The sequence below is a fragment of the Jiangella asiatica genome (genome assembly GCF_004349065.1).
GTDB classification, from domain to species: Bacteria; Actinomycetota; Actinomycetes; order Jiangellales; family Jiangellaceae; genus Jiangella; species Jiangella asiatica.
This window is the reverse complement of sequence record NZ_SMKZ01000005.1, coordinates 131435-155312: the sequence shown is the minus strand read 5'-3', so window position 1 is coordinate 155312 and position 23878 is coordinate 131435. Positions and strand designations below refer to the sequence as shown.

Below are 23878 nucleotides of genomic sequence, written 5' to 3'. Positions count from 1 at the left end.
ATCCCTGGTGAAGGGCGGGTGACGGGCTGGTGGCGACGGTTTCCGCCGCCGACGGGATCAGCTCGCCCGGGCCTGTGGTCGGTCCACGGCGAGCGGGGCTCGGCACCGCGGCCGGGGCGTGATCACTCCACCGCGGGCGGGTGGATCCGGCCGAGCGAGAGCGCCAGCCGCAAAGTGTAGGAATCGCGCGGGTCGGTGGGTGTCAGACCGACGACGTCGGTGACTCGCCGCAGCCGGTACCGCACGGTGTTCGGGTGGACGAACAGCAGCCGGGCGGCCGCCTCCACCGAGGCGCCGGTCTCGAGGTACGCCGCAAGCGTCTCCAGGACCACCGGCCCCGCCTCGGCGATGGGCACGTACAGCTCGGCGACGAGGTCGTGCAGCGCCTCCTGCTCGCCGGAGAGCGCCCGCTCCGGCAGCAGCGCGCTGGCGGGGACCGGGCGTGGGGCGTCCGGCCACCCGGGGGCCGCGAGCAGCCCGGACACGGCGGCGCGGGCAGACGTCGCCGCGGACACCAGGTCCGGCACCAGCGGTCCGACGACGACCGGTCCCGGCCCGAAGTGGGTGACGATGGCCGAAGCCGCCACCACTGGGTCCTCGACCCGGCCGAGCACCGCGACCAGCCGGTCGCCCTGACCGCCGGTGAGCACGTCGTATCCGGCGTGCCTGGCCGTTCGCCGGATCTCGTCTGCCGAGGCGCCGTCGGACCGCGGGCGGCCGATGATGACCACGACCCCGCTGGCCGCCGTCCAGCCCAGTGCCGACGCGCGGGAGCGGACGTCCTCGTCGACCTCGCCGCGCAGCAGGGAGTCGACGACGGTGGCCTCCAGCCGGGCGTCCCACGAGCCGCGGGCCTCGGCGTAGCGGGCGTAGACGTGTGCGGCGGAGAACGCGACCTCGCGGGAGTAGCGCAGCACGCCCTCGCGGACCGCCCGCGCGTCGTCGGGCCCGACGACGTCCTCGACCCCGTCCTCGACCACCTCGATGGCGACGCGGACGATCTCGACCGTTTGTTGCAGGCTGATGGAGCGGATCAAGTCACGCGGTGCGGTGCCGAACACGTCGGCGGTGGGGGTGGGCCGTGACTCGTCGGCGTTGCGGTACCAGTCGACGAACGCGGCGATGCCGGCCTGGATCACCAGCCCGACCCAGGACCGCTGCTCCGCGGGCATCGCGCGGTACCAGCTCAGTTGCTCCTCCATGCGGGCGATCGCCGCGGTCGCGAGCTTGCCGGTGGCCCGCTCCAGCAGGTGCACCGTGCGTTCGTGACGGCTCGCGTCGAACGCGTCCGGCCGCTCGGCCTCGGAGGATTGCCGCATGTTCGGCAGCGTACGCGGCTCGGCCCTCGTGGCGTGGGACCAGGTCGGGCGTTGTTGTGGTGAACGCACAATCGGCGGCTCTGCGAGCGGGCCGGGGCGGGCAGCCCGCTCGCCGAGCGCAGGCCGGGCACTAGGCTTTCGCCCCATGGCCACACCGACCTCGCCCGAGGGCGGCGCGCCGACCGACGAACTGGGCCGCGCGCTGCTTGTCGTGTCCTTCGCCATGCTCGGCGGCGTCGTCATGATCGCCGTGCTGACGCTGGTCGCGCTCACCGACGAGCCGGGCACGGCGCTGGATGCCGCTACCGCGCTCGTCGTCAGCGGCGTGTTCCTGGCCGCGGCGTGGTTAATGCCGCGCCGGCTCATCCGCCCGTGGCCGGCGTCGACGGCACCGGACCCGGTGAAGGCCGCCGGCCAGCTGCGTACGGCGGCGTTCCTGTCGCTGGTTTTCTCCGAGCTCCCAGCGCTGGTCGGCATGGTCAACTCGGTGGCACGCAACGCCTGGCTGCCGGTGGTGATCGGCGCGATCCTCAGCGTGTTCGGCCTGCTGGCGACGGCACCGTCGGGGCAGCGGCTGCGGCAGTGGCTGGCGCACCTGGAGTCCCAGGGTGCCCGAACCGGACTCCGCCCATGATCATCAACGGTTGCGGGTGTGATAGCACCCGAAACCGTTGATGATCATGGGTACGTTGGCGGTGTGACGGTTCAGGTGCTGCGGGCGGGTTCGCGCTTCGTCACCCATGGCGACGGCGTCGTGTCGCGGCACTCCTTCTCCTTCGGCCAGCACTACGACCCGGGCAACGTCGGGTTCGGGCTGCTGGTCGTGGCCAACGACGACGTCGTGCCGGCCGCCGGCGACGGGTACCCGGAGCATCCGCACCGCGACGTCGAGGTCGTCACCTGGGTGCTGTCCGGCGCCCTGTCGCATCGCGACACCGCCGGACACAGCGGCCTGGTGGTCCCCGGCGTCGTGCAGCGCATGAGCGCAGGCCGCGGCGTGCGACATTCCGAGGTCGCCGCCGAAGGTCCGCTGCGGTTCGTCCAGATGTGGGTGCCGCCGGACGCGGCCGGGCGCGAGCCGTCCTACGGTCAGGCCGACGTGACGGCCGGCCTCGCCGGTGGCGGGTTGGTGCCGGTCGTGAGCGGCCTGCGGCGACACGCGAACGATGTGCCGGTGAGCCTGGGGCAGCGCGCCGCCGCCATGCACGTCGGGCGGCTGGCGGCGGGGGCGACGGTGACGCTGCCGGCAGCGCCGTTCGTGCACGTCTACGTGGCCCGCGGCAGCGTCGAGATGGAGTCCGCCGGCCGGCTGGACGATGGCGACGCCGTCCGCCTCACCGACGAGGGCGGCCGCCTGGTGCGCCCCGTGGCCGCCGCCGAGCTCGTCGTCTGGGAGATGCACACCGCCGCCGCCCCATGATGATTCGGGCTGAGGTGGTCAGGACTCGCCGCCGGCCTCCTCGGCGGTCGTGGCGGTGACGTCGTCGAGCTTGTAGCGGTCGTGCGCCTGCTTGACCGTCTCCCAGCCGATCTCGCCGCGGCGGGCCAGCAAAGTCAGCACGTTGACCACGATCGACTGCGCGTCGACCTTGAAGTGTCGGCGCAGTGCTGCCCGGGTGTCGGACAGGCCGAACCCGTCGGTGCCCAGCGAGGCCCAGTCGGTCGGAACGTACGGCGCTATCTGGTCCTGGACGGCGCGCATGTAGTCGCTGACCCCGACCACCGGGCCGCGAGTCTCGCGCAGCCGCTGCGTCACGTACGGGACGCGGGCTTCCTCGTCGGCGTGCATGAGGTTCCACTGGTCGACGTCAAGGGCTTCGCGCCGCAGCTCGTTCCAGGAGGTCACCGACCACACGTCGGCGGCGACCTCCCACTCGTCGGCGAGCCTACGCTGCGCCTCCAGCGCCCAGTTGACGCCGACGCCGGAGGCGAGGATCTGCGCGTGCGGGACGTTGTCGCCCGGCGCGGTCTCCATGGGCTGGTAGAGGTACATGCCCTTCAGCAGCCCCTCGACGTCGAGGTTCGCAGGCTCCGCCGGCTGCGGGTAGGGCTCGTTGTAGATGGTCAGGTAGTAGTAGACGTTCTCGGCGTCCTCGCCGTACATGCGCCGCAGGCCGTCGCGGACGATGTGGCCGATCTCGAACGCCCAGGCCGGGTCGTAGTGCACGACGGCCGGGTTGGACGACGACAGCAGCGGGGAGTGACCGTCCTGGTGCTGCAGCCCCTCGCCGTTGAGGGTGGTGCGACCGGCGGTGGCGCCGAGGACGAAGCCGCGCCCGAGCTGGTCGGCCGCGGCCCAGAAGCCGTCGCCGGTGCGCTGGAACCCGAACATCGAGTAGAAGATGTAAAGCGGGATCATCGGCTCGCCGTGGGTGGCGTACGAGCTCGCGGCCGCGGTCCACGAGGCCACCGAGCCGGCCTCGTTGATGCCCTCGTGCAGGATCTGCCCGTCCTTGGCCTCCTTGTAGGACAGGAACAGCTCGCGGTCGACCGGGGTGTAGTTCTGGCCGTGCGGGGAGTAGATCTTCAGCGTCGGGAACAGGGAGTCCATGCCGAAGGTGCGCGCCTCGTCCGGGATGATCGGCACCAGCCGCTTGCCGATCTCGGGGTCCTTGAGAAGGTCCTTCAGCAGCCGTACCAGCGCCATGGTAGTGGCGACGGGCTGCTTGCCGGAGCCGCGCTTGGCCACCTCGTACACCTTGTCGCCCGGCAGCACCAGCGGCTTGGCCGTGACCCGGCGGTCGGGCAGGAAGCCGCCGAGCTTCTGCCGGCGCTCCATCATGTAGGCGTGCTCGTCGGAGTCCTTGCCCGGGTGGAAGTACGGCGGGTTGTAGACGTCCTCGAGCGCGGAGTCGGGGATCTCCATGAACAGCCGGTCGCGGAAGAGCTTGAGGTCGTCGCCGGTCAGCTTCTTCATCTGGTGAGTGGCGTTGCGCGCCTCGAAGTGCGAGCCGAGCGTCCAGCCCTTGATGGTCTTGGCGAGGATGACGGTGGGCTGGCCGGTGTGCTCGCTGGCGGCCTTGTACGCCGCGAAGAGCTTGCGGTAGTCGTGGCCGCCGCGCTTGAGACCCCAGATCTCGTCGTCGGTCATGTGCTCGACCATCTTGCGGGTGCGCGGGTCGCGGCCGAAGAAGTGCTCGCGGACGTACGCGCCGGACTCGGCCTTGTACGTCTGGTAGTCACCGTCCGGTGTGACGTTCATGAGGTTGACCAGCGCGCCGTCGGTGTCGGCGGCCAGCAGCGGGTCCCACTCACGGCCCCAGATGACCTTGACGACGTTCCAGCCGGCGCCGCGGAACAGCGACTCCATCTCCTGGATGATCTTGCCGTTGCCGCGTACCGGGCCGTCGAGCCGCTGCAGGTTGCAGTTGACGACGAACGTGAGGTTGTCGAGCTCCTCGCGGGCGGCGAGGGTCAGCGCGCCGAGGGTCTCCGGCTCGTCCACCTCACCGTCGCCGAGGAACGCCCACACGTGCTGCTGGCTGGTGTCCTTGATGTCGCGGTGGTGCAGGTAGCGGTTGAAACGCGCCTGGTAGATGGCGTTGAGCGGGCCCAGGCCCATGGACACCGTCGGGAACTCCCAGAAGTCGGGCATCAACCGAGGGTGCGGGTACGACGGCAGCCCGCCGCCCACGCCCGCGTGCGACCGCTCCTGGCGGAACCCGTCGAGCTGCCCCTCGGTCAGCCGGCCCTCGAGGTAGGCCCGCGCGTACATGCCGGGGGAGGCGTGGCCCTGGAAGAAGATCTGGTCGCCGCCGCCGGCGTGGTCCTTGCCGCGGAAGAAGTGGTTGAACCCGACCTCATAGAGACTGGCCGACGAGGCGTAGGTGGAGATGTGCCCGCCGACGCCGACCCCCGGGCGCTGCGCCCGCTGCACCATCATCGCGGCGTTCCACCGGATGTAGGCGCGGATGCGACGCTCGACGTACTCGTCACCGGGGAACCACGGCTCGGACTCGGGCGGGATCGTGTTGATGTAGTCGGTGTTGCGCAGGCTCGGCACGCCGACCTGTCGCTCCTGGGCGCGCTGCAACAGCGCCAGCATGAGATATCGCGCCCGGTGGCGGCCGCGCTGGTCGATGGCCGCGTCGAACGACTCCAGCCATTCCCTGGTCTCCTCCGCGTCGATGTCGGGGAGCTGACTCGGGAGGCCGTTGATGATGATCGGCGAGCGGTCTGCAGCCACGACGATCCCTTCGTGGTCTAGAGGACGCCGATGTGAGCGTCGGGTTGTCGGCTTTCAATCCCTATCCTGCTCGCTCCGGAGCCGTACGTCACATTCGGGCCCAGGATGTCTTTGCAGCGCCGCGTGGCCAGGGCACCATAGGTTCGGCGAGGTGGGTCGTGTCAGGCTTGGTCTGGCGGGTTCACTTGCGCAAGCGCGCGTCCTTGGGTGGACTACAGCAATGCGGCACGCAGGTAGCGTGCCGGACGACTGCGAGGAGGACGATCGGTGGGCCAGATCGCGGGCCACTCGGACCAGCACGACGGACCAGCCGCCCGGCTCGGCTTCCGTCCCAATCAGGTGGTCCAGGAGCTGGGCTGGGACGAGGACTGCGATGACGATCTGCGTATCGACATCGAGGAGGTCACCGGCAACGAGCTGATCGATGGCGAGTCCGGTGAGGTGGCCGACGTGGTGCTGCAGTGGTGGCGCGACGACGACGGAGACCTCACCGACGCTCTCATCGGTGCCACCACCGATCTCGCTCCCGGTGGCGTGGTCTGGCTGCTCACGCCGAAGGTGGGCCGCGACGGGCACGTCGAGGCCAGCGACATCGCCGACGCCGCGCTCACCGCGGGCCTGTCGACGACGTCCACCGTGTCGGTCGCGGAGGAGTGGTCGGGCACCAAACTGGTGGCCCCGAAGGGCTCGACCCGCAAGTGAGCTCGTTCGGTGCCGGCGCACCGGGTCTCCTCGGAGCGCCGGCACCGGAATTCGAGCTGCCGGACCAGCACGGTTCGGCGGTCCGGCTGTCCGGGCTGCGCGGGCGCCCCGTCATCGTGGTGTTCTTCCCGTTCGCGTTCACCGGTGTCTGCACCGGTGAGCTGACCGCGATCCGCGACTCCGTCGTCCCGGCGGTGGGCGGGTCCGCGGCGGTCCTGGCGATCTCGTGCGACTCGATGTTCGCGCTGCGCGTTTTCGCCGAAACCACCGGGCTTGACTTCCCGCTGTTGTCCGATTTCTGGCCACATGGCGGGACGGCGTCGTCGTACGGTGTCTTTGATCACGTCCGCGGCTGCGCCATACGAGGTACCTTCGTAGTCGACGCCGAGGGGATCGTCCGCTGGAGCGTCGTCAACGCCCTACCCGACGCCCGGGACGTCGATCAGTACGTGCGCGTACTGGCCGAGCTGGGCGGCCGACCGTGACCACCTGACCCGTCCGACCATCGAGCCCATAACGCCGCGAGCGGCAGGAAGGAGCCCGACCCGTGCCGTGCTATCGCTGTGGCGCCCGGCAGTCCGACCCTGCCCGGGGGACCAACCTGTGGGTGCGCGGGGTGCGCGCCAGCGAGCAGGTTCTCGTGTGCCCTGACTGTCAGCAGACCAAGGGCTGGTCCAACGATCTCGACCACTGCCCGGTGTGCAACGCCACCACCCTGGTGCGTCGGCTCGGCCAGACGGTCTGCCGGTCCTGCGAGGCGTCGGCGACGGCGGAGTTCCTCGCGGTCGAGACCACCATGGACCGCGGGTTCGCCATCCGGATGCCCGGCCCGGGCCGGCACCGTCGCACCGACAGCCGGGACCTCTCCGCCGACGTCGCCAGCGCCATCGACCGGGTCCTGGGCCGTGCGCCGGCCCGGGTGACCACGCCCATCGACACCGACGGGCCCGAGTCACCGGCCATCACCACCCAGGAGCAGGAGCGCGTCCCACCCGAAGGCGCCGCCTGACCGCGAGCGGGCGGAGCCGGGTGCGGAGCGTCTCTCCGGTAGCCTGAGCCATCGCGAGGTGCTTCAGGGCGCATAGCTCAGCGGTAGAGCACTGGTCTTACAAACCAGGGGTCGTAGGTTCGAACCCTACTGCGCCCACCACACATAACTGCAGCTCATACGCAACTCGGCGGTCGACCGCAATCCGCGGCCGCCTCCTGCGGTGAAGACGTCGGTCGAGTGCACCGGCGGAGGGTGAGATTCTCTGCGGCACGTCTCAGTGCCCCTCGAGGCGGTTCATCGAATCGTCCGGAGAACCGGCCGAGCGCGTCATCCATCGGGGCACCCGGCGTTCGATGCGCCAGGTGTTGACCAGTGACTCGATCTCGGCCTTCGTCGGCACGCTCTCAGGGAAATCCCGGAGGAGATTGTCGGTCGCGAGCGATATCGTCCTACCGATCGCACGAACCACGCTCGATGTCAGACGCCCGACCGAGGAGACGCTGGCGAAAGGCGTGGCCACCGCGATGAGTTTGCGCAGTGCCGCCGGTCAGACTTCATCGACCGACACTCTCGTACCTTCAGGGGGGAAGATCATGACACGCTCACTCACCGGACGGCTGACCGGGCGCCGTGGCAAGTGGCTCGTGCTGGTCGTCTGGCTCGTGCTCGCCGCCGTCGGTGGAAGCCTCGCCGGTCAGCTGACCGACGTCGAGGAGAACGACACCGTCGAATGGCTGCCGGGCAGCGCCGAGTCGACCGCCGCGTTCACGGAGCAAGCCGACTTCGCCTCGACCGATGCCGTCCCCGCGGTCATCGTCTATGTCCGTGACGGCGGAGTCACCGAGGCCGACATGGCCAAGGCGACGGCCGACGCCGCGGCCTTCGGGAACCTCGAGGAGCTCGACGGCGAGGTCCAGGGCCCGATTCCGTCCGAGGACGGCGAGGCCCTCGAACTGATCGTCCCGCTTGACATGGGCGACGACTGGGAGGCGGCACCGGACCTTCTGGACTCGGTGCGCGATCAGGCAACGGGCGAAGCCGGTGGCCTGCAGGTGGAGGTCGCTGGCCCGCTCGCGATGGTGGCCGACCAGGCCGAGTCGTTCGGCGATCTGGACAGCAATCTCCTGCTGGCTGCGGTCGCCGTGGTGATCGTGATCTTGCTGCTGACCTACCGCAGTCCGATCCTGTGGCTCTTGCCGTTGCTCTGTGCCGGAGTTGCAGTGACGTGCGCGCAGGGCGTGGTCTACCTGCTCGCCAGGTACGCCGATCTGACGGTCAACGCGCAGAGCGCGAGCATCCTGGCGATCCTGGTCCTCGCGGCCAGCATCGACTACGCGCTGCTGCTGGTCGCACGCTACCGCGAGGAGCTGCGCCGGCACGAGGACCGGCACGAGGCGATGGACTTCGCCTTGCACCGGGCGGGCCCTGCCGTGATGGCGAGTGCCGGCACGGTCGTGCTCGGCATGCTGTGCCTGATGGTCGCCGAGATGAACTCGACGGCCGGCATGGGCCCGGTGCTTGCTGCCGGTGTCGCGGTCGGCATGGCTGCGATGCTGACGCTGTTCCCGGCCGTCCTGGTGATCTTCGGGCGCTGGATCTTCTGGCCCAAGCGACCGCAGTTCGGTAGCGACGAACCCACGACTCGCGGCCTGTGGTCGAAGGTGGGCAACTGGATCCGGCCGCGGCCTCGGCTGGTGTGGGTGACCACCACTGTCATCCTTGGTGCGCTGACGCTGGGCATCACCCAGCTCAATGCCAACGGACTGAGCCTGGAGGAGGGCTTCACCAACGAACCTGACTTCGCGCAGGCCGAGCAGGTTCTCGGTGAGCACTTCGACGTCGGCGCCGGCGACCCGGTGACCGTGATCGCGAACGCGGACCAGATCGATGTCGTCTCAACCGTCCTCGACGACCATCCAGCCATTGGGGCCGTCAGCGAGCCCGTCGTCGTCGATGACCGGGCATATGTCGAGGGAACACTCTCGCTTCAGCCCTACAGTGACGAGGCGGGTGACGCTATCGGGGACATCCGTTCCGCGGTGCACGGCATCGAGGGCGGCGACGCGATCGTCGGTGGTTCGGCCGCCATCAATGTCGACATGCAGGATGCGTCGGCCCGCGACAACCTTGTCGTCATCCCGTTGGTGCTCGCGGTGGTGCTGCTGATCCTGGTTCTCCTGCTCCGCTCGCTGACCGCGCCGCTGGTGCTGATCGGCACGGTGATCCTGTCGTTCGCCGCCGCGCTCGGGGTGAGCGGATTCATGTTCAAGAACGTGTTCGACTTCGCGGGTGCCGACTCGTCGTTCCCGCTGTTCGCGTTCGTGTTCCTCGTCGCGTTGGGCATCGACTACAACATCTTCCTGATGACCCGGGTGCGTGAGGAGGCCATCAAGGTCGGCACCCGCCGCGGCGCTCTGATCGGCCTGGCCGCGACCGGTGGCGTGATCACGTCAGCGGGAGCGGTATTGGCCGGGACGTTCGCGGTGTTCCTGGCGATGCCTTTGGTGTTCCTGGCAGAGATCGGGTTCGTGGTCGCGTTCGGCGTCCTGCTCGATACGCTGATCGTGCGGGCGGTGCTGGTCACGGCACTCAACCTCGACATCGGCCGGCACATGTGGTGGCCGAGCCAGCTTGCGAAAGCCGAGGCCGTGGACGAGACAGGGCCGCCGCCGGGCGAGCGCACCCTCACCCAGGCGCACCCGTAAGACCAGAAGGTCTGGTACGCAGACCGCGGGTACACCACGTCGACCCGCGGTCTGGTGTCTCATCGGGGTGGGCCAACGCAGGTGCCGAGCCTGTACCTCACCTACGCCCCTGGCACCAGCTCCGAGCGGAGCTGGTGCCAGGGGTGAGGCTACGTGGGCGTGTCCGAGGGGGAGCGGCCCGTCTTTCCTTCGCAGGCCGAAGTCGAGTTGTGCGCCTGAACCGCGCTGCCCGCATTCGGCGTGGCCATCGGTGGAGGCCGACGCTTGCTACATGCGTAGTATCGAGACTACGGTTGTAGCCATGGGCACCATTCCGGCGCGTGAGCTGCGCAACCACACCGCTGAGGTTCTTCGCCGGGTCGAGGCCGGCGAAGAGATCGACGTGCTCAAGGACAACCGCCCCGTGGCTCGGATCATCCCGATGCGACGGCGGCACGAGTGGCTGCCAGTCGCCGAGCTCGCATCCGATCTTGTCCGGCTCGGGCCAGACACCACCGGGTTGGCGGACGAGCTCCGTGAAAGCCTGACCGACACCACGGACGACCTGCCATGGTGAGAACGCGCCGCCGCGCGCTGGCCGACACTTCGGTGTTCATCGGGGTCGAAACAACCCGATTCGACGTGAGCCGGTTCGACGATCACGAGTGGGCGGTCTCCGCCGTGACGGTCGGGGAACTCCGCCTCGGCGTTCTTCAGGCCCGCGACCCGGAAGCTGTCGCACGTCGGCTGTCGACCTATCAGCTCGTCCAGCGCTTCGAGCCACTGCCGGTGGACGAGGCCACCTCCGAGGCGTGGGCCTTGCTCGTCTCGCGGCTGCGTGCCGCAGGTCGGAAGGCGCCGATCAATGACACCTGGATCGCCGCCACTGCCATCGCCCGCGGCGTCCCGGTGGTCACGCAGGACTCCGACTACGACGCCATGCCCGATCTCGAGGTGATCAAGATCTGACGTGGTCCGGGTGCCCGCACCGGCAGAGCCTGGACGATCGGCTGCGCGGTGCTCGCCTGAGCTCACCCGTCGTGCCAGGTCGCCGGGAGGGCAAGCAGTCCCTGGACGACTTCGACGAGGTCGCGGCCGGTGACATCCGGGGCGGCGAAGATGTCCGGGACCTGGTCCTCCAGGCGTGCGACCCATCCGGTGGTGAGTCCGGCGTGGTGGGCGCCGTGGGTGTCCCAGGCGTGCGCGGCCACCAGGGACACCCGCTGGGGTGGCACCTGGGTGCGGTCGGCGGCGTGGCGGTAGACCGGTTCGGCGGGCTTCCATCGGCGCACGTCGTCGACGGAGAGCACCTGCTCGATATCGGCGCCGATGCCCGCGCGCTGGAGCAGTCCCGCAGTGTTCTGTGCCGACCCGTTGGTGAGGGTCACCAGGCGGAGGCCTTCGTCGCGGGCGAGCCGGACGGCGGGGCGCACGTCGGGGTGCGGGTCCAGCTGGGCGAATCCGGCGATGACGTTCCGGATCGCGTCGTCGTCCAGCGCGGAGCCGGTGGTCGAGCGCAGCGCGCTGGCGGCGATGTCGCCGAACGGGCGGTAGCTGCCCGTCGCAGTGAGGGCGAATCCGTCGCGCAGCAGGCGGGCGAACCACAGGTCGAGGACGTGGCCGGGCTGTCCGGCGTCGATCAGTCGTTGGCGGATCGGCTCGAGCGGGAACAGTGTCTCGATGACGTCGAATGCGATGACAAGCGGACGGGTCGCCATGTCACGATCCTGCCACCGGGCGGCGGGCGATGACCCGCAGCAGCGGGATGGGGCCTGGTGGGCGCGGGCCGCGCCAGCCGGGTGATCGGAGCTTGGAGCGGGCCGGCGGTCCGGCCGCGCGTGCAGCCGGGCAGATCGAAGCAGCGACCACGGTGCGGTTGTGGCGTTCGAAGCGACGAGACCACGAGACGACGCCGAATCCAGGACGGGGTGTGGGACGTCGTCCTGGTCGGGCACTGCAACCATCCGGACCAGCACGTCGACCGTGCCGTGTCGTGACTATCGGTCATCTCCGTGACCGAGCACTTCCTGCGCCAGCTCCAGCAGGGCCTTGCGGTCCTCGGCCAGGGCCGCCCGGCCGGCGTCGGTGGCCCGGTACACGCGCCGAACCCTGCCGTACACGACGCGAGGCTCGGAGATGAGCAGTCCGTCGGCCTCCAGCCGGTGCAACGTGGGGTACAGGGTTCCAGGGCTGATCTTGTAGCCGTGGCTCTCCAGCTCTTTCGCCATCCAGGCACCGTGGATCTCATGCTCGGCGGCGTGATGCAGGATGTGCACACGCACCGCGCCCCGCTGGAACTCCCGCATCCGCAAGCACCCTCCGCCCCCCGCCGGGAACAGTGACGAGACCGATATCGGGTACCGATGCTACGCGGATCGGCGCCAGCGCCTGGCCGCGATGTGCTCGGCCGACGGATAGTATCGGATGTCGATATCGGCAGCCGAGTGAACGGGGCGGGTGTGCTCGAGCCAGCGGAGGCGCGTGGCGGTGGGTCGGATCGGTCGCGGCTGGCGCGGCGGCTGGGCACGTTCGACGCGGTCGTGATCGGCCTGGGGTCGATGATCGGTGCCGGCGTGTTCGCCGCGTTCGCGCCGGCGGCGGAGGCGGCCGGGGCCGGCCTGTTGGTGGGGCTCGCCGTGGCAGCCGCCGTGGCGTACTGCAACGCCACGTCGTCGGCTCAACTGGCGGCGCAGTATCCGATGTCGGGCGGCACGTATGTCTACGGCCGGGAGCGTCTCGGGGAGTGGTCGGGGTTCGTCGCCGGGTGGGGATTCGTGGTCGGCAAGACGGCATCGTGCGCGGCGATGGCCATCACGTTCGCCGCGTATGCCGTGCCCGACGAGGCGTGGCGCAAACCCGTCGCGGTCGCCGCGGTGGCCGGACTGGCCGCGGTGAACTACCGCGGTGTCACGCGCACCGCGCGGCTGGCTCGCATCCTCATCGTCATCGTTCTGGCCGCGCTGGCCGTCGTCGTGGCCGCCAACCTCACGGGCGGGTCGGCCCAGGCCGGCAACCTGGACGGCTGGGTCGACCGGGAGGGGGGCTGGTACGGCATCCTGCAGTCGGCGGGGCTGCTGTTCTTCGCCTTCGCCGGGTACGCCCGCATCGCCACCATGGGCGAGGAGGTCCGCGATCCGCAGCGGACCATCCCGCGAGCCATCGTCACCGCGCTGACCATCACGGTCCTCGTGTACGCCCTGGTCGGCGGCAGCACGCTCCTGGTTCTCGGGCCGGATGGACTGGCCGGCACCATCGCGCCGCTGGCCGAGGCCGTGCGCGCGGACGGATGGGACTGGGCGGGACCGCTGGTACGGGTCGGCGCGGCCGCGGCGGCGCTCGGTGCGTTGCTGGCGTTGATCGCCGGGGTGGGCCGGACGAGTCTGGCGATGGCTCGGGAGCGCGATCTGCCCGGCTGGCTGGCCAGGGTGCATCCGCGGTTCCAGGTACCGCATCACGCCGAGATCGCCCTCGCCCTCGCGGTCTGCGTCCTGGTGCTGGCCGTTGACCTGCGCGGCGCGATCGGGTTCTCCTCGTTCGGCGTGCTGATCTACTACCTCATCGCGAACCTGTCCGCGTTCACCCAACCGCCTGGCCAGCGGCGATTTCCCCGCGGACTCCAGATCGTCGGTGCCATCGGGTGCCTCACCCTCATTGCTACGCTGCCCGTCGAGGCCGTACTCACCGGGATCGGGGTGTTCGCCGCCGGGCTGATCTACCGGCTGCTGCGCCTGCGGCGTCGCCGCGGCGACAGCACGGCCACGGGCGAGCTGTCGTGACGACACCGGCGCGCGAGCGCCCACCACGCTCCGGGTGGACCGCGCCGGTCCTACCGCGGCTGCCGCGGCAGCCATGCTCGGCCTCGTGACGTGGCAGAGGTGCGTACCATCACTCACCCCCGTGACTGTCGCAGCCTACGAGCCTCAGACGTCTCGGACGCGATTGCCCAGGTGCGGGGACGGGACCTGACCCGCAGGCCGCTGTTCACGGAGTGGGTACGGGTCGGAAAGCATGCGGTATCCATTCGTAGCCGGGTGCCTCGGCAAGTGCCACGATCCATTCGGCCTGCGCGCGGTTGGGCGGTGGTTTGCCGATCGTTGCGAGGAGGGTGTGGACACCGGCGGTGAGCGACACGTCGATGCTCTGGCCGGCGGGCGGGCGGTGCTGGGTGGGCATCACCTGCGATGGCTGGCTGCCGAACGCGTAGTCGCCGTCGAGCCAGACACGCAGGTGCTCGGAACAGTTGATCATGAGCTTGCCGTCGACCGGCCGGTCGAGGTGCAGCGTGTACCGGATTACCATGATGAGGTCGTCGAACTCGTCGCGGGGCCAGCGCACCCAGGTGCCTGGCACGGTGAGGTTGCGGGAACCGGCCGGCATCGATGGTTCGTCGGAGCCCTCGGGCCGCAGCCCCGAGAGATCTCGCTGTCCCCACACCGTGCCGTACGGCGAGGTCCAGCCGACCGTGACCGGGATCGCATATCGGGCAGGATTCGGAGCAGGGGCCTCGCGGGCCTCGGGCCATACACCGTCGAGCGTGGACCGCAGCTCGGTGACCTGGTCGGTGAACGCGTCGATGGTGTCCGGAGGCTCGAGGCCGACGACGTCGGCGTGCAGGATCAGGTCGCGCCCTATCGGTGCCAGCCAGCGCTCGGGCAGTGTGTCCGGGTCGGCGATGGCCATCAGCGCGCCCAGGGACGCGGTCGTGCTGTCGGTGTCGGCGCCGCAGCCGTTGGTCACCAGGATGGCCTTCTCGAAGTCGCCATCCGACGCGAGCCAGCCGAGGACGACGAAGCCGGTGTTCATGCGGGTGTCGGTGAAGTCGCCGGTGTCGTACTTGTCGATGATGAGGCGCATCACATGCCGCCAGTCGTGTCCCTCGGCCACCCAGACCCGGGTGTCGTGCACGACCTGGCGGATCCGGCTGCTCACCGGCAGCAGTGAACACGCCTTCTCGAGCAGCCGGTCCGGGTCGGCGTCGACGAACGCCTGGGACTGTAGCGCTGCCATGAACACCGCCGCCCAGATGCCGTCGCCGGCGTGGTCGAAGCAGGCGTCCTCGTAGGCGTAGGCGGCCGCCCGCTCCGGTTCGCCGGGCGCGATGCAGGCCCACAGTTCGGTGCGGATGACGGCCCCTTCGCCGCAGGAGAAGAAGTTGTCGACCGAGCCGGTGTATGGCGGCGCGAGGCCTTCGGCGAGGTTGCGTTTGGCGATGCCGTACTCGTTCCATGGAAAGCGCAGGTGCCGGCGCCACACCTCGGCGACGAGGTGCCGGTCCAGTCGCGGGACGTCCTGTGCGCTGAGCGCCGCGGCGTAGGCGACCTGGACGTCGAGGTCGTCGTTCGGAACCATGCCGTCGGGTTTGGGGTAGTAGTAGTCGACCTCGATGGGGCCGTGGAGGCCCTCGAACGACTGCCCCAGCGCGCCGCCGATGGCCTTGCCGAGCCAGCAGGCCAGGACGCGGTCGCGGTACCGGGTGACGGTGGGGCGGTCGGGCATGGATTCTCCTGGGTCGGGGACAGCGGGGTCAGCCCTTGACGGAGCCGGCGGTCAGGCCACTGATCAGGTAGCGCTGGATGACGATGAACAGCACGACGGCGGGAAGGGCCGTGACGAGGCCGGCGGCCATGAGGTTGTTCCACTGTGGCAGTCCGCCCTCGGCGGCCGTCGTGACGAAGATCTGCATGCCGACGCCGACGGTGCGGGTGTCGTTGGACGTCAGGACGCTGGCGAACAGCACGTCGTTCCAGGCCAGCACGAACGAGAACACGGCGGTGACGACGACGGCGGGCAGTGCGAGCGGCAGTACCACTGAGGCGAGCATCCGGATCCGGCCGGCGCCGTCGATGATGGCGGCCTCCTCGATGCTCTCGGGCAGGGCCGCTAGGTAGCCGGTGAGCATCCAGATCGAGTAGGGCAGGCTGAACGACAGGTAGGTGACGACCAGGAGAGGCAATGAGCCGATGATCTGCACCGAGAACAGGTTCTGGATCTGGACGTAGACCACGTACAGCGGGATCATCACGACGATGCCGGGGGTGGTGTAGGCGGCCAGGAGCGACGTGCGGAACAGTTCGCGGCCGCGGAACCGGAATCGGGCCAGCACGTACGCCGTCGCCAACCCGATGACCGAAGACGCCACGGCCGTCGCCGCCGACACGACGAGGCTGTTGCGCAGGAATCCGGCGAGGTCGACCACCTGCCAGACCTCGGCGAAGGCCCGGAGCGAGAGGCCGTCCGGCGCGAGCGTGGTGCCAGCGACGTCACGCGGTTGCAGGGACACCAGGACCAGGTAGCCGACCGGCAGCAGCACCAGCGCGGCGAACGCGACGGCCAGCGGGTAGAGCAGCCAGTGCGGCGCCCCGCGTCGCCGCGGTCGGGTGGCGGCGAGGGTGCTCATTCGGCGCGCGCCTTCCTCAGGTAGTACACGACCGGGACCAGCAGGATCACCAGGTTGACGATGGCAACCGCGGCGCCGTGGCCGTAGTCGGACGCCGTCACTGTTGCCGTGTAGATGGAAACCGGGATGACGTTCGCCTGCTCCGGCGGCGGATGCCCGAACATCACGAACGGCAGCGTGAAGCTGTTGAACTGATTGATCAGAGAGAGGCAGATGGCTAGGGCCAGAGTTGCCCGGATCGACGGGAGTGTGATGGACCGGAACGACCGAAAGGGGCCGGCGCCGTCGACCTCGGCGGAGTCGTACAGCTCGCGCGGGATCGCCTGCAGCGCCGCCAGGACCATGATGTAGACGAACGGCCACGCGCTCCAGGTAGCGGCGATGGTCAGGGCGGCGAATGACTCGGGCCCGATCAGCCACAGGTGCTCGGAGCCGAGGCCGAGCGCGCCGAGCACCTGGTCGACGGCGCCGGTGCCGGTCTGGAACATCAGCCGCCAGATCAGCGCTGTTACGAAATGCGGCAGGATGAACGGCAGCAGCATCAGCGTGCGGAGCACTGTCCGCCCGGCGAAGCGCTGGTTGACCAGCAGCGCCGCGGCGATTCCCAGCGGCACCGCGACGGCCGTGGACAGCAGGCTGTAGACCACGCTGATACGTAGCGGCCCGAGCACCTCGAGAGGGCTGCCGGGGTCGAGGACGTCAATGTAGTTGCGCAGCCACACCAGGCCGGCCGAGCCGACGTCGCCGATGGTGTACTGGCTGAGGTTGCTCAGGCTGATGAGGCCAGCCAGCGCCAGTGGGACGAAGCTGACCACCACCATGACCGCGACGCCCGGCGCGAGCAGCCAGTATGGCACCCGGCGCGCGGTCCGCCGGCGTCGTGGGCGCGGGGGCGGCTGTGTCGCCGTGCGCGCCCGCTCCGCCGTCTGGGTCACTGGCGCGCCTCTGTCGCCAGCGCGGCGGCCAGCTTCTCGTTCGCAGTCTGCAGCTGGGTGCGCAGCGCGTCGGAGTCGTAGCCGCCGGAGCCGGCCAGCTCCGCGAAGCTCGGCTTCAAGGCTTCCGCGATCAGCGGCGACACCTGACCGAACGACGGCGACCACGGCGTGGCCTCAGCCGCGACGGCGGCGTCGTAGATGACCTGCCAGTGGTCCTCGCGGGTCTCCGGGTGCGCCTCGAACGTCTCTTCGGTGACCGGCAGCCCGCCGACCTCCTGCCAGGTGAGCTGCTGGACGTCCGGGTCGCCCATGAGCTTGGTCAGCTCGAGCGCAAGGTCGCGGTTCTTGCTGTGCTTCGAGATCGCCCAGGTGGCGCCGCCCAGATAGGTCTGCACTGCCGGCTGGCCCGCCGGGAGCGCGGACATGCCGAACGGGACGGTCGGGTTGCCGGCCAGCCCCCAGGTGTCTGCGACGGCGGTGCCGGGCATGCTGCTGATCGCTTGGGTGAAGCCGCAGGGAAACATCGAGATCTCGGCGTTGACGAACTGCTGCACCTGCTCGGCCGACGTCTGGGTGGCGCCGCGCCGGGCGACGATCCGGTGCTCGGCGATCCAGTCCATCCAGAACCGGGTGGCCTCGAGCACCTCGTCGGCGTCCAGCTGTGCCGTCGTGCCGTCGGCGCTGATGAGGTCGGCACCGAGCTGTTTGGTGAGCAGCCAGATGACGTGCCAGGGGTGGGTGGGTTCCGCGGCCGCCTCGCCGACGGCGTACTTTTCGGCGGCGGGGTCGGAGAGCTGCTGGGCGACGGCGATGAAGTCTGACCACGTGGTGGGCGGCGCGGTGAGGCCGGCCTCGGCGAAGTGGGCGGTGTTGTAGTACATCGCCATGGTCGACGCGTAGTAGGGGACGGCAACCTGCGCGTCGTCGGACTGACCCATCGCCGCCAGGACGGACGGCAGGTAGCGGTCGCGGCCGCCCAGGCCGTCCCACTCGGCGTCGGTGATCGGCTCGAATACGCCTGCTGCCTGCCCAGTTGGCAGGTGCTGCGGGCCGACCTCGAAGATGTCCGGCCCGTCGTGGCTGGCGGCTGTGGTCATGATGGCCGTGGCCACCGCGGAGCCGAGCTGAACGACGTCGAACCGGACGGTCGCGCCGGGGTTGGCGTCCTCGAACTTCTGCGTGATGAGGTCGAGGATGCGTTGTTGGCCCTCCGGCGCCGTGGGGCTCTGCGACACGATGACCGTCAGCGTCTTGTCACCCGAGGCGCTGCCGGAATCGCCGCCGCAGCCGCTGAGCAGCGATCCGCCCGCGACGGTGGCCAGGCCCAGCCCGCCCACCTCGAGGAAGCGCCGCCGGGACATCGTCGGACCGAGTGCGCTTCTACCGTTCATAGTGCACGCTCCTTCAAGGCAAGGACACGAGGGATCGGAGTCGTTCGACGTCGGCCAGCGCGTCGCGCTGCAGCCGCGGGTGTTCTTCCGGCTTGCGGGGGTGGTAGACGCGCTCAACGGTGAACCACCCGTCGTAGCCGCTGGCCACCAGCTCCGGGAGCAGCCGGTCGTAGGGGAGGTCGCCGTCGCCCAGGATCACCTGGTCGAACAGCGGCCGACGCGGGTCGGCCGGGTCGGCTTTCACGTCCTTGGTCTGGACGTCGACGACGGGGAGGACGCGGACGGCGTCAAGGCCGTGCGGCAGGGGCGCTTCACCGGACCACCAGCCGTTGCAGATGTCCCAGCACAGGACCAGAGCGGGGGAGTCGACGAGCCGGATCAGCTCGGCCGCCTCGGCGGCCGTGCCGGCGTGGCTGGCGCCCTCCAGTTCGAGCATCAGCCGCACGCCGGCGCGTTCGGCCAGCGCGACCGACGGCGCCAGCGCCTCGACGACTCGGGCCAGGTCGGTGCCGGGCCGGTCGGCCCATAGCGGCAGCGGGTCCTTGCCCTCGATCCACAGCGCGAAGATCCGGATCAGCGGAGTTCCGAGGAGGTCGGCGAACCGAACCATCTGGGCCAGCAGCGTCTCGGCGCGCCGTTGTGCGGCGTCGTCACCGAGGTGGAAGTCGCGCCCGTACGGCGAACCCACCGCCGAGATCGCCAGGCCGTGCTCGTCGGCCGTCCGGCGCACTGCCCGCACGTCCGCTTCGTCGAGGGCCTGGACGTTGTGACCGCCGACATGTCGCACCGCCAGCCCGTCCAGCCCGGCCTCGGCAGCGAGTTTCGCCGCGGGCGCGAACTCGCTGTGGAGGTCGTCACTGAAGGCCGCGATCCGGTGCGCCACGCTGCTCCTCGGCTGGTCGACGCTGGTGTATCGTTTCAGGTTGCCGGAACGATACAACCGCGTTCGAGGTGTGTCAATTACGTGATAGAAGGTAGTTTATCGTTTCAGCAGGTGAGGAGTGGATGCGTGACCAACCCGGCACCCGGCGCGTTGGCCAGGCACGACCTGGGCATCACGCCGTTCTGGGCGCAGGCCGCGCCGAAGGAGCGGCGGGCCCAGCGAGAGTGGCTGCGCGCCCTGACGGCCGCCGGCGACACCGAGCTGGCCGACGACGTTTTCATCTCGCGCCTGGCCGCCGTCTACACCGACCGGCTGCGTGTCGGCGCCCGCTCCTACGTCTGCGGCTACGCCGTCCTCTACGGCGACGTCGAGATGGGAGAGGACTGCACGGTGAACCCGTACGCCGAGGCGCGCGGGCTGGTCCGGCTCGGCGACGGTGTCCGGGTCGGCGCGCACGCGTCGATCCTCGGCTTCAACCACGGCACCTCGCCGGACGAGTCGATCCACCGGCAGCCGCTCACCCGGCAGGGCATCGCCATCGGCGCCGACGTCTGGATCGGTTCGCATGCGGTCGTGCTCGACGGCGTCACGGTCGGTGACCATTGCATCGTCGGCGCGGGCGCAGTCGTCACCAAGGACGTGCCGGCGTGGTCGGTGGTCGTGGGCAATCCGGCGCGGGTGGTGCGCGACCGGAACTCGGTGCCGTCGAGCACGCGCCGGTCCGGCGCCGACCTGGGCGACCGCCTGGTCAGGCTCGCCGACACCGCTCGGGAGCAAGCTCGCGACCTGCTGGACCGGTGCTGGACCGTCGACGGGTATGTCGACCGCCCCGGTGTCGCGCCGACGTTGCGGGCGTGGTGCGACGCCGTCGAGTTGTCCGACCTGCTGCTCGGCGGACCGCCGCCGCATGTGCCGGCCGAGCGGGTCGTTGAGCTGCTGCGCTCGCGGCAGAGCGCTGCCACTGGACTGGCCGCCGAGCTCGGCTCCGACGACGCCGAGCCGACGGCGGACGGGCACGCGCCGGCGAACTACCACGTGCTGGCCGCGGGGAATGCGCTGCGGCTGCTCGGGTCCGGGTTCGAACATCCGGTCGCGAGTGTGGCCGCGCTCACGTCGAACGAGCTGCGGCACCGGCTCGACACGCTGCCGTGGCGCCGCGACGCCTGGCGATCAGGTGCGTGGATCGACACCGTTGGCACAGCCATGCTGTGGAACCGCGCCGACTTCGGCCTCGACACCGAGCTGGAGGCGCTGATCGGCTGGCTGGTCACCCGGTGCGACCCGGCCAGCGGACTGTGGGGCCGGCCGGCTCCGGACAGCGGCTGGCTCGAGCCGGTGAATGGCAGCTACCGGCTGATCCGCGGCACGTTCGCGCAGTATGGCGTCCCGCTGCCGTACCCGGAGCGGACCGTCGACACCGTTTTGGCGCACGCCGGAGACGCAACCTGGTTCGGCCCGCACCGAGGCACCGCATGCAATGTGCTCGACGTCGTACACCCGCTCTGGCTCGCCGCCCGGCAGAGCGCGCATCGGCGGGCCGACGGCGAGGCCTGGGCGCGCAGGCAACTGGAGCGTGTGCTGAACTCGTGGCGCGATGGTGCCGGCTTCGCATTCGCGCTGGAGCCCGGCAGCGGCTGGCAGCGTACCCCCGGCCTGCTCGGCACCGAGATGTGGCTGGCCATCATCTGGTTTGTGGCCGACCACCTGGGCATTGCGGACGCGCTGGGATACCGGCCGCGCGGCGTGCACCGGCCGGAACCCATGACGACGGCGCAGGGAGAACGATGAGCGGGCTCGAGATCGTCGTGGCGATGACGCCGGAGCACGCCGAGCGGACGCTCGACGCCGCGGCCCGGGAACGGCTCGCGACGCACGGCCGGGTCCGTTTCTCTCCGTCTCCCGCCGACCACCACGCCCCGCCCGCGCTGGGCCTGTTGACCGAGGCAGACGTCGTCCTCACCGGCACCGGAACGGCGCTGTTGGACATCGTCGTGCTGGACCGTGCGACCCGACTGCGTGCCGTCCTGCACGCCGCGGGGTCGGTGCGCCCCGTCGTCACCGACGAGGTGTACGACCGCGGCATCGCGGTGTCCTCGCAGGCGGCCGCCAACGCGCTGCCGGTCGCCGAGTACACCGTCGCGATGATCCTGCTCGAACTGAAGGGCGTGCGGGCCATCGAGCGCACCTACCGCACCGCCCGGGCCGAGATCGACGTCGACGCGATCTTGGCCGGCAATGGGGCGTTCCGGCGCCGAATCGGCATCGTCAGCGCCTCGCATATCGGCCGGCGGGTCATCGAGCTGCTTCGCCCGTTCGACTTGCACGTTTCGGTGCACGACCCGTACCTGACCGCGGACGACGCGGCCGCGCTCAGCGTCGACGTCGTCGACCTGGGCACCCTGCTGAGCACGTGCGACCTGGTGTCGCTGCACGCGCCGCTGCTGCCCGCGACCCGCGGCATGATCGGCGCCGCCGAACTGGCCGCGCTGCGTGACGGCGCCACGCTGGTCAACACCGCCCGTGGCGGACTGGTCGACCAGGACGCACTGATCGCCGAACTGTGCACCGGCCGGCTGCGCGCCGTCGTCGACGTCACCGAGCCGGAGATCCCGGGACCTGGGTCGCCGCTGTGGGACCTGCCCAACCTCGTCCTCACCCCGCACGTCGCGGGCTCGCGCGGCCTGGAGCTGCGGCGCATCGGCGAGCGAGTGGTCGACGAAGTCGGAAGGCTGGCGCGCGGTGAGCCGCTCCGGTATGAAGTGACCCGGGACAGGTACCACCTCCATGCCTGACCGCACCCGGCGACCCTTGAAGGACAGCATGACGGCGGACCCGCCGGGCTTTCCGGCAGCACAGCGCTCGGTGAGCATCAAGGACGTGGCCAAACGCGCCGGCGTGTCCGTCACCACAGTGTCCAACGTGCTCAACTCGCGCGACCGAGTGTCGTCAGACACCCGTGAGCGCGTACTCGCCGCCATCGATCAACTCGGTTATGTCCGCAACGCCGCCGCGTGGCAGCTGCGCGCTGGGCGCAGCCGCACCATCGGGCTGATCGTCCCCGACGGCGCCAATCCGTTCTACTCCGCCATCGCGCGCGGCGCCGAGGACGCCGCCGTCGAGTACGGCGGGGCGGTGCTGGTCGGCAACAGCAATCACAGCCCTGAGCGCGAGGCTCACTACATCGCGCTGTTCGAGGAGCAACGCGTCCAAGGGGTCCTGATCGCGCCGGTCGGCGACCCAGACCAACGGGTCGAGGCCCTGCGTAGACGCGGCCTGCCAGCTGTCGTCATCGGTCGGACAGCGCAACCTGAGTCCAGCTCGGTCTCGATCGACAACGTCGCCGGTGGCTACCTCGCGACCCGGCACCTGCTCGAGGTCGGCCGGCGACGGCTGGCGTTCATCGGCGGACCGGCGTCGACGCCCGGCATCGGCGACCGGCTGGCCGGCGCCCTGCGGGCCGTGGCCGAGCAGCCCGACGCGACCCTCGAGGTGCTCGAGACCACCGACCTCGGCGTCGCCGCCGGCCGCGCCGCCGCCCTGGCACTCCTCGACCGCACCGACCGGCCGCTGCCCGACGGCATCTTCTTCGCCAACGACCTACTCGCCACCGGTGCATTGCAGGCGTTCCTGCTCATCCGGCACGTCGACGTGCCCGGCGACGTGGCCATGATCGGCTACGACGACATCGACTTCGCCCAGGCCGCGGTGGTGCCGCTGTCCTCCATCCGGCAACCCGCCGCCCTGATCGGACGCACCGCAGTGGAACTGCTGGCCCGCGAGGCCGAGGCGCCCGACGAGAACCGCCGCCACATCCTGTTCCAGCCCGAACTCGTGGCCCGCGAGAGCAGCCTCGGTGAAGCACCATCCAGGACGAGGCCGGCCAGCGACACCACCCCGACCACGCAGCACTGAGCGTCCGGGACCAGGTATTGAACCGCGTGGTGATGGGTCTGCTCGCCGTAGGCCGGGTGCAGACTGCGGAACCGGTCGAAGACCCCAGCACGCGCCAACACACCAAGGGAGGATCGTGATGATCACCTGCGTGGTCGACTACACGATCGACGCAACGAAGATCGTCGAGTTCGAGCGGTTCGCCCGTCGCTGGCTCGAACTGGTCAACGAGCACGGCGGAACGCATCACGGCTATTTCCTGCCCGCGGAGGGGGCCAGCGACAAGGCCCTCGCGCTGTTCAGCTTCCCCAGCCTCGCCGCCTATGAGCAGTATCGGCGGCTCTTCGGGCAGCACCCTGACTTCGTCGCGGCCGACAAGCTCCGCGACGAGACCGGGTGCGTCGTGCGCTACGAGCGGAGCTTCATGAGACCGCTGCTCCCGCACGATTCGGACGCTTGAACGCGCCCGCACCGCCGGAGTCGGGCACGATCCGGCGAC

General features: G+C 70.1%; 23 protein-coding genes and 1 tRNA gene. 14 read left to right on the top strand and 10 right to left on the bottom strand.

Annotated elements, in window-relative coordinates:
- Positions 1-122: 122 nt before the first annotated feature.
- The gene (locus E1269_RS05895) at positions 123-1319 is read right to left on the bottom strand and encodes a PucR family transcriptional regulator (RefSeq protein WP_131892340.1); all 1197 of its coding nucleotides are present in this window, start codon (positions 1317-1319) and stop codon (positions 123-125) included.
- Positions 1320-1464: 145 nt separating this feature from the next.
- Here E1269_RS05895 and E1269_RS05890 point away from each other — a divergent pair, with 145 nt between their 5' ends.
- Both E1269_RS05890 and E1269_RS05885 read left to right on the top strand, forming a co-directional pair.
- Entirely contained in the window at positions 1465-1953 is a 489-nt protein-coding gene (locus E1269_RS05890; RefSeq protein ID WP_131892338.1) for a hypothetical protein, read from the top strand.
- A gap of 63 nt (positions 1954-2016) precedes the next feature.
- Positions 2017-2739 (top strand): pirin family protein, encoded by a 723-nt coding sequence (locus tag E1269_RS05885; RefSeq protein ID WP_131892336.1) that lies wholly within the window; start codon positions 2017-2019, stop codon positions 2737-2739.
- Between the two features lie 18 nt (positions 2740-2757).
- On the opposite strand, the gene aceE is transcribed toward E1269_RS05885, so the two are convergent.
- Positions 2758-5505 (bottom strand): pyruvate dehydrogenase (acetyl-transferring), homodimeric type, encoded by a 2748-nt coding sequence (gene aceE, locus E1269_RS05880; protein ID WP_131892334.1) that lies wholly within the window; start codon positions 5503-5505, stop codon positions 2758-2760.
- 267 nt (positions 5506-5772) lie between these two features.
- Here aceE and E1269_RS05875 point away from each other — a divergent pair, with 267 nt between their 5' ends.
- The 4 genes from E1269_RS05875 to E1269_RS05860 all read left to right on the top strand — a co-directional run bounded on the left by E1269_RS05875 (position 5773) and on the right by E1269_RS05860 (position 7357).
- On the top strand, positions 5773-6207 hold the full coding sequence (locus tag E1269_RS05875; protein WP_131892332.1) for a DUF3052 domain-containing protein: 435 nt from the start codon (positions 5773-5775) through the stop codon (positions 6205-6207).
- On the top strand, positions 6204-6692 hold the full coding sequence (locus tag E1269_RS05870) for a peroxiredoxin (RefSeq protein WP_131892330.1): 489 nt from the start codon (positions 6204-6206) through the stop codon (positions 6690-6692). Before E1269_RS05875 ends, E1269_RS05870 begins: the two co-directional genes overlap by 4 nt.
- Positions 6693-6754: 62 nt before the next feature.
- Positions 6755-7216 (top strand): hypothetical protein, encoded by a 462-nt coding sequence (locus E1269_RS05865; protein ID WP_203432980.1) that lies wholly within the window; start codon positions 6755-6757, stop codon positions 7214-7216.
- A 66-nt stretch (positions 7217-7282) separates the two neighbouring features.
- Positions 7283-7357: transfer RNA gene (locus tag E1269_RS05860), tRNA-Val, on the top strand.
- Positions 7358-7472: 115 nt separating this feature from the next.
- On the opposite strand, the gene E1269_RS05855 is transcribed toward E1269_RS05860, so the two are convergent.
- On the bottom strand, positions 7473-7718 hold the full coding sequence (locus E1269_RS05855; RefSeq protein WP_131892328.1) for a hypothetical protein: 246 nt from the start codon (positions 7716-7718) through the stop codon (positions 7473-7475).
- Between the two features lie 73 nt (positions 7719-7791).
- Between E1269_RS05855 and E1269_RS05850 the strand changes: the two genes are divergently transcribed.
- The 3 genes from E1269_RS05850 (at position 7792) to E1269_RS05840 (ending at position 10851) form a co-directional block, all read left to right on the top strand.
- On the top strand, positions 7792-9903 hold the full coding sequence (locus E1269_RS05850) for an MMPL family transporter (RefSeq protein ID WP_131892326.1): 2112 nt from the start codon (positions 7792-7794) through the stop codon (positions 9901-9903).
- A 301-nt stretch (positions 9904-10204) separates the two neighbouring features.
- Positions 10205-10459 carry a type II toxin-antitoxin system Phd/YefM family antitoxin gene (locus E1269_RS05845; protein ID WP_131892324.1) on the top strand — a complete coding sequence of 85 codons (255 nt, stop codon included), beginning with the start codon at positions 10205-10207 and terminating at the stop codon, positions 10457-10459.
- Positions 10453-10851, top strand: a complete 399-nt coding sequence (locus E1269_RS05840; RefSeq protein WP_131892322.1) for a type II toxin-antitoxin system VapC family toxin — start codon at positions 10453-10455, stop codon at positions 10849-10851. Before E1269_RS05845 ends, E1269_RS05840 begins: the two co-directional genes overlap by 7 nt.
- 62 nt (positions 10852-10913) lie before the next feature.
- On the opposite strand, the gene E1269_RS05835 is transcribed toward E1269_RS05840, so the two are convergent.
- A complete protein-coding gene (locus E1269_RS05835; protein ID WP_338033555.1) occupies positions 10914-11600 on the bottom strand; it encodes a haloacid dehalogenase type II in 687 nt (228 codons plus the stop codon).
- Between the two features lie 279 nt (positions 11601-11879).
- Positions 11880-12188 (bottom strand): Rv3488 family transcriptional regulator, encoded by a 309-nt coding sequence (locus E1269_RS05830; RefSeq protein WP_131892318.1) that lies wholly within the window; start codon positions 12186-12188, stop codon positions 11880-11882.
- Between the two features lie 153 nt (positions 12189-12341).
- Here E1269_RS05830 and E1269_RS05825 point away from each other — a divergent pair, with 153 nt between their 5' ends.
- The gene (locus E1269_RS05825) at positions 12342-13658 is read left to right on the top strand and encodes an APC family permease (protein ID WP_239000794.1); all 1317 of its coding nucleotides are present in this window, start codon (positions 12342-12344) and stop codon (positions 13656-13658) included.
- A 205-nt stretch (positions 13659-13863) separates the two neighbouring features.
- Here E1269_RS05825 and E1269_RS05820 read toward each other — a convergent pair whose 3' ends face one another.
- From E1269_RS05820 to E1269_RS05800, 5 genes are all read right to left on the bottom strand, one after another.
- Positions 13864-15378: an ADP-ribosylglycohydrolase family protein gene (locus tag E1269_RS05820; RefSeq protein WP_131892314.1), complete on the bottom strand. Its 1515-nt coding sequence runs from the start codon at positions 15376-15378 to the stop codon at positions 13864-13866.
- Between the two features lie 28 nt (positions 15379-15406).
- Positions 15407-16279, bottom strand: a complete 873-nt coding sequence (locus E1269_RS05815; RefSeq protein ID WP_131892312.1) for a carbohydrate ABC transporter permease — start codon at positions 16277-16279, stop codon at positions 15407-15409.
- On the bottom strand, positions 16276-17136 hold the full coding sequence (locus E1269_RS05810) for a carbohydrate ABC transporter permease (RefSeq protein WP_131892310.1): 861 nt from the start codon (positions 17134-17136) through the stop codon (positions 16276-16278). The genes E1269_RS05815 and E1269_RS05810 overlap by 4 nt, the downstream gene beginning before the upstream one ends.
- 74 nt (positions 17137-17210) lie before the next feature.
- The gene (locus E1269_RS05805; protein WP_131892308.1) at positions 17211-18605 is read right to left on the bottom strand and encodes an ABC transporter substrate-binding protein; all 1395 of its coding nucleotides are present in this window, start codon (positions 18603-18605) and stop codon (positions 17211-17213) included.
- Between the two features lie 13 nt (positions 18606-18618).
- Positions 18619-19488: a sugar phosphate isomerase/epimerase family protein gene (locus E1269_RS05800; protein WP_203432979.1), complete on the bottom strand. Its 870-nt coding sequence runs from the start codon at positions 19486-19488 to the stop codon at positions 18619-18621.
- A gap of 126 nt (positions 19489-19614) precedes the next feature.
- On the opposite strand from E1269_RS05800, the gene E1269_RS33740 reads away from it, so the two are divergent.
- The 4 genes from E1269_RS33740 to E1269_RS05780 all read left to right on the top strand — a co-directional run bounded on the left by E1269_RS33740 (position 19615) and on the right by E1269_RS05780 (position 23839).
- Positions 19615-21276: an acyltransferase gene (locus E1269_RS33740; RefSeq protein WP_275264002.1), complete on the top strand. Its 1662-nt coding sequence runs from the start codon at positions 19615-19617 to the stop codon at positions 21274-21276.
- Complete coding sequence (locus E1269_RS05790; RefSeq protein ID WP_131892303.1) at positions 21273-22280, top strand: hydroxyacid dehydrogenase; 1008 nt, start codon at positions 21273-21275, stop codon at positions 22278-22280. The genes E1269_RS33740 and E1269_RS05790 overlap by 4 nt, the downstream gene beginning before the upstream one ends.
- Before the next feature lie 28 nt (positions 22281-22308).
- Positions 22309-23400 (top strand): LacI family DNA-binding transcriptional regulator, encoded by a 1092-nt coding sequence (locus E1269_RS05785; RefSeq protein WP_131892414.1) that lies wholly within the window; start codon positions 22309-22311, stop codon positions 23398-23400.
- A gap of 118 nt (positions 23401-23518) precedes the next feature.
- Entirely contained in the window at positions 23519-23839 is a 321-nt protein-coding gene (locus E1269_RS05780) for an NIPSNAP family protein (RefSeq protein WP_131892301.1), read from the top strand.
- Positions 23840-23878: the final 39 nt, after the last annotated feature.

Excerpts from the sequence above, each read along its gene's own strand:
- E1269_RS05895 (WP_131892340.1), bottom strand. The coding sequence starts at position 1,319 with ATGCGGCAATCCTCCGAGGCCGAGCGGCCGGACGCGTTCGACGCGAGC.
- E1269_RS05890 (WP_131892338.1), top strand. The coding sequence starts at position 1,465 with ATGGCCACACCGACCTCGCCCGAGGGCGGCGCGCCGACCGACGAACTG.
- E1269_RS05850 (WP_131892326.1), top strand. The coding sequence starts at position 7,792 with ATGACACGCTCACTCACCGGACGGCTGACCGGGCGCCGTGGCAAGTGG.
- E1269_RS05845 (WP_131892324.1), top strand. The coding sequence starts at position 10,205 with ATGGGCACCATTCCGGCGCGTGAGCTGCGCAACCACACCGCTGAGGTT.
- E1269_RS05840 (WP_131892322.1), top strand. The coding sequence starts at position 10,453 with ATGGTGAGAACGCGCCGCCGCGCGCTGGCCGACACTTCGGTGTTCATC.
- E1269_RS05835 (WP_338033555.1), bottom strand. The coding sequence starts at position 11,600 with ATGGCGACCCGTCCGCTTGTCATCGCATTCGACGTCATCGAGACACTG.
- E1269_RS05830 (WP_131892318.1), bottom strand. The coding sequence starts at position 12,188 with ATGCGGGAGTTCCAGCGGGGCGCGGTGCGTGTGCACATCCTGCATCAC.
- E1269_RS05820 (WP_131892314.1), bottom strand. The coding sequence starts at position 15,378 with ATGCCCGACCGCCCCACCGTCACCCGGTACCGCGACCGCGTCCTGGCC.
- E1269_RS05815 (WP_131892312.1), bottom strand. The coding sequence starts at position 16,279 with ATGAGCACCCTCGCCGCCACCCGACCGCGGCGACGCGGGGCGCCGCAC.
- E1269_RS05805 (WP_131892308.1), bottom strand. The coding sequence starts at position 18,605 with ATGAACGGTAGAAGCGCACTCGGTCCGACGATGTCCCGGCGGCGCTTC.
- E1269_RS05790 (WP_131892303.1), top strand. The coding sequence starts at position 21,273 with ATGAGCGGGCTCGAGATCGTCGTGGCGATGACGCCGGAGCACGCCGAG.
- E1269_RS05785 (WP_131892414.1), top strand. The coding sequence starts at position 22,309 with ATGACGGCGGACCCGCCGGGCTTTCCGGCAGCACAGCGCTCGGTGAGC.
- E1269_RS05780 (WP_131892301.1), top strand. The coding sequence starts at position 23,519 with ATGATCACCTGCGTGGTCGACTACACGATCGACGCAACGAAGATCGTC.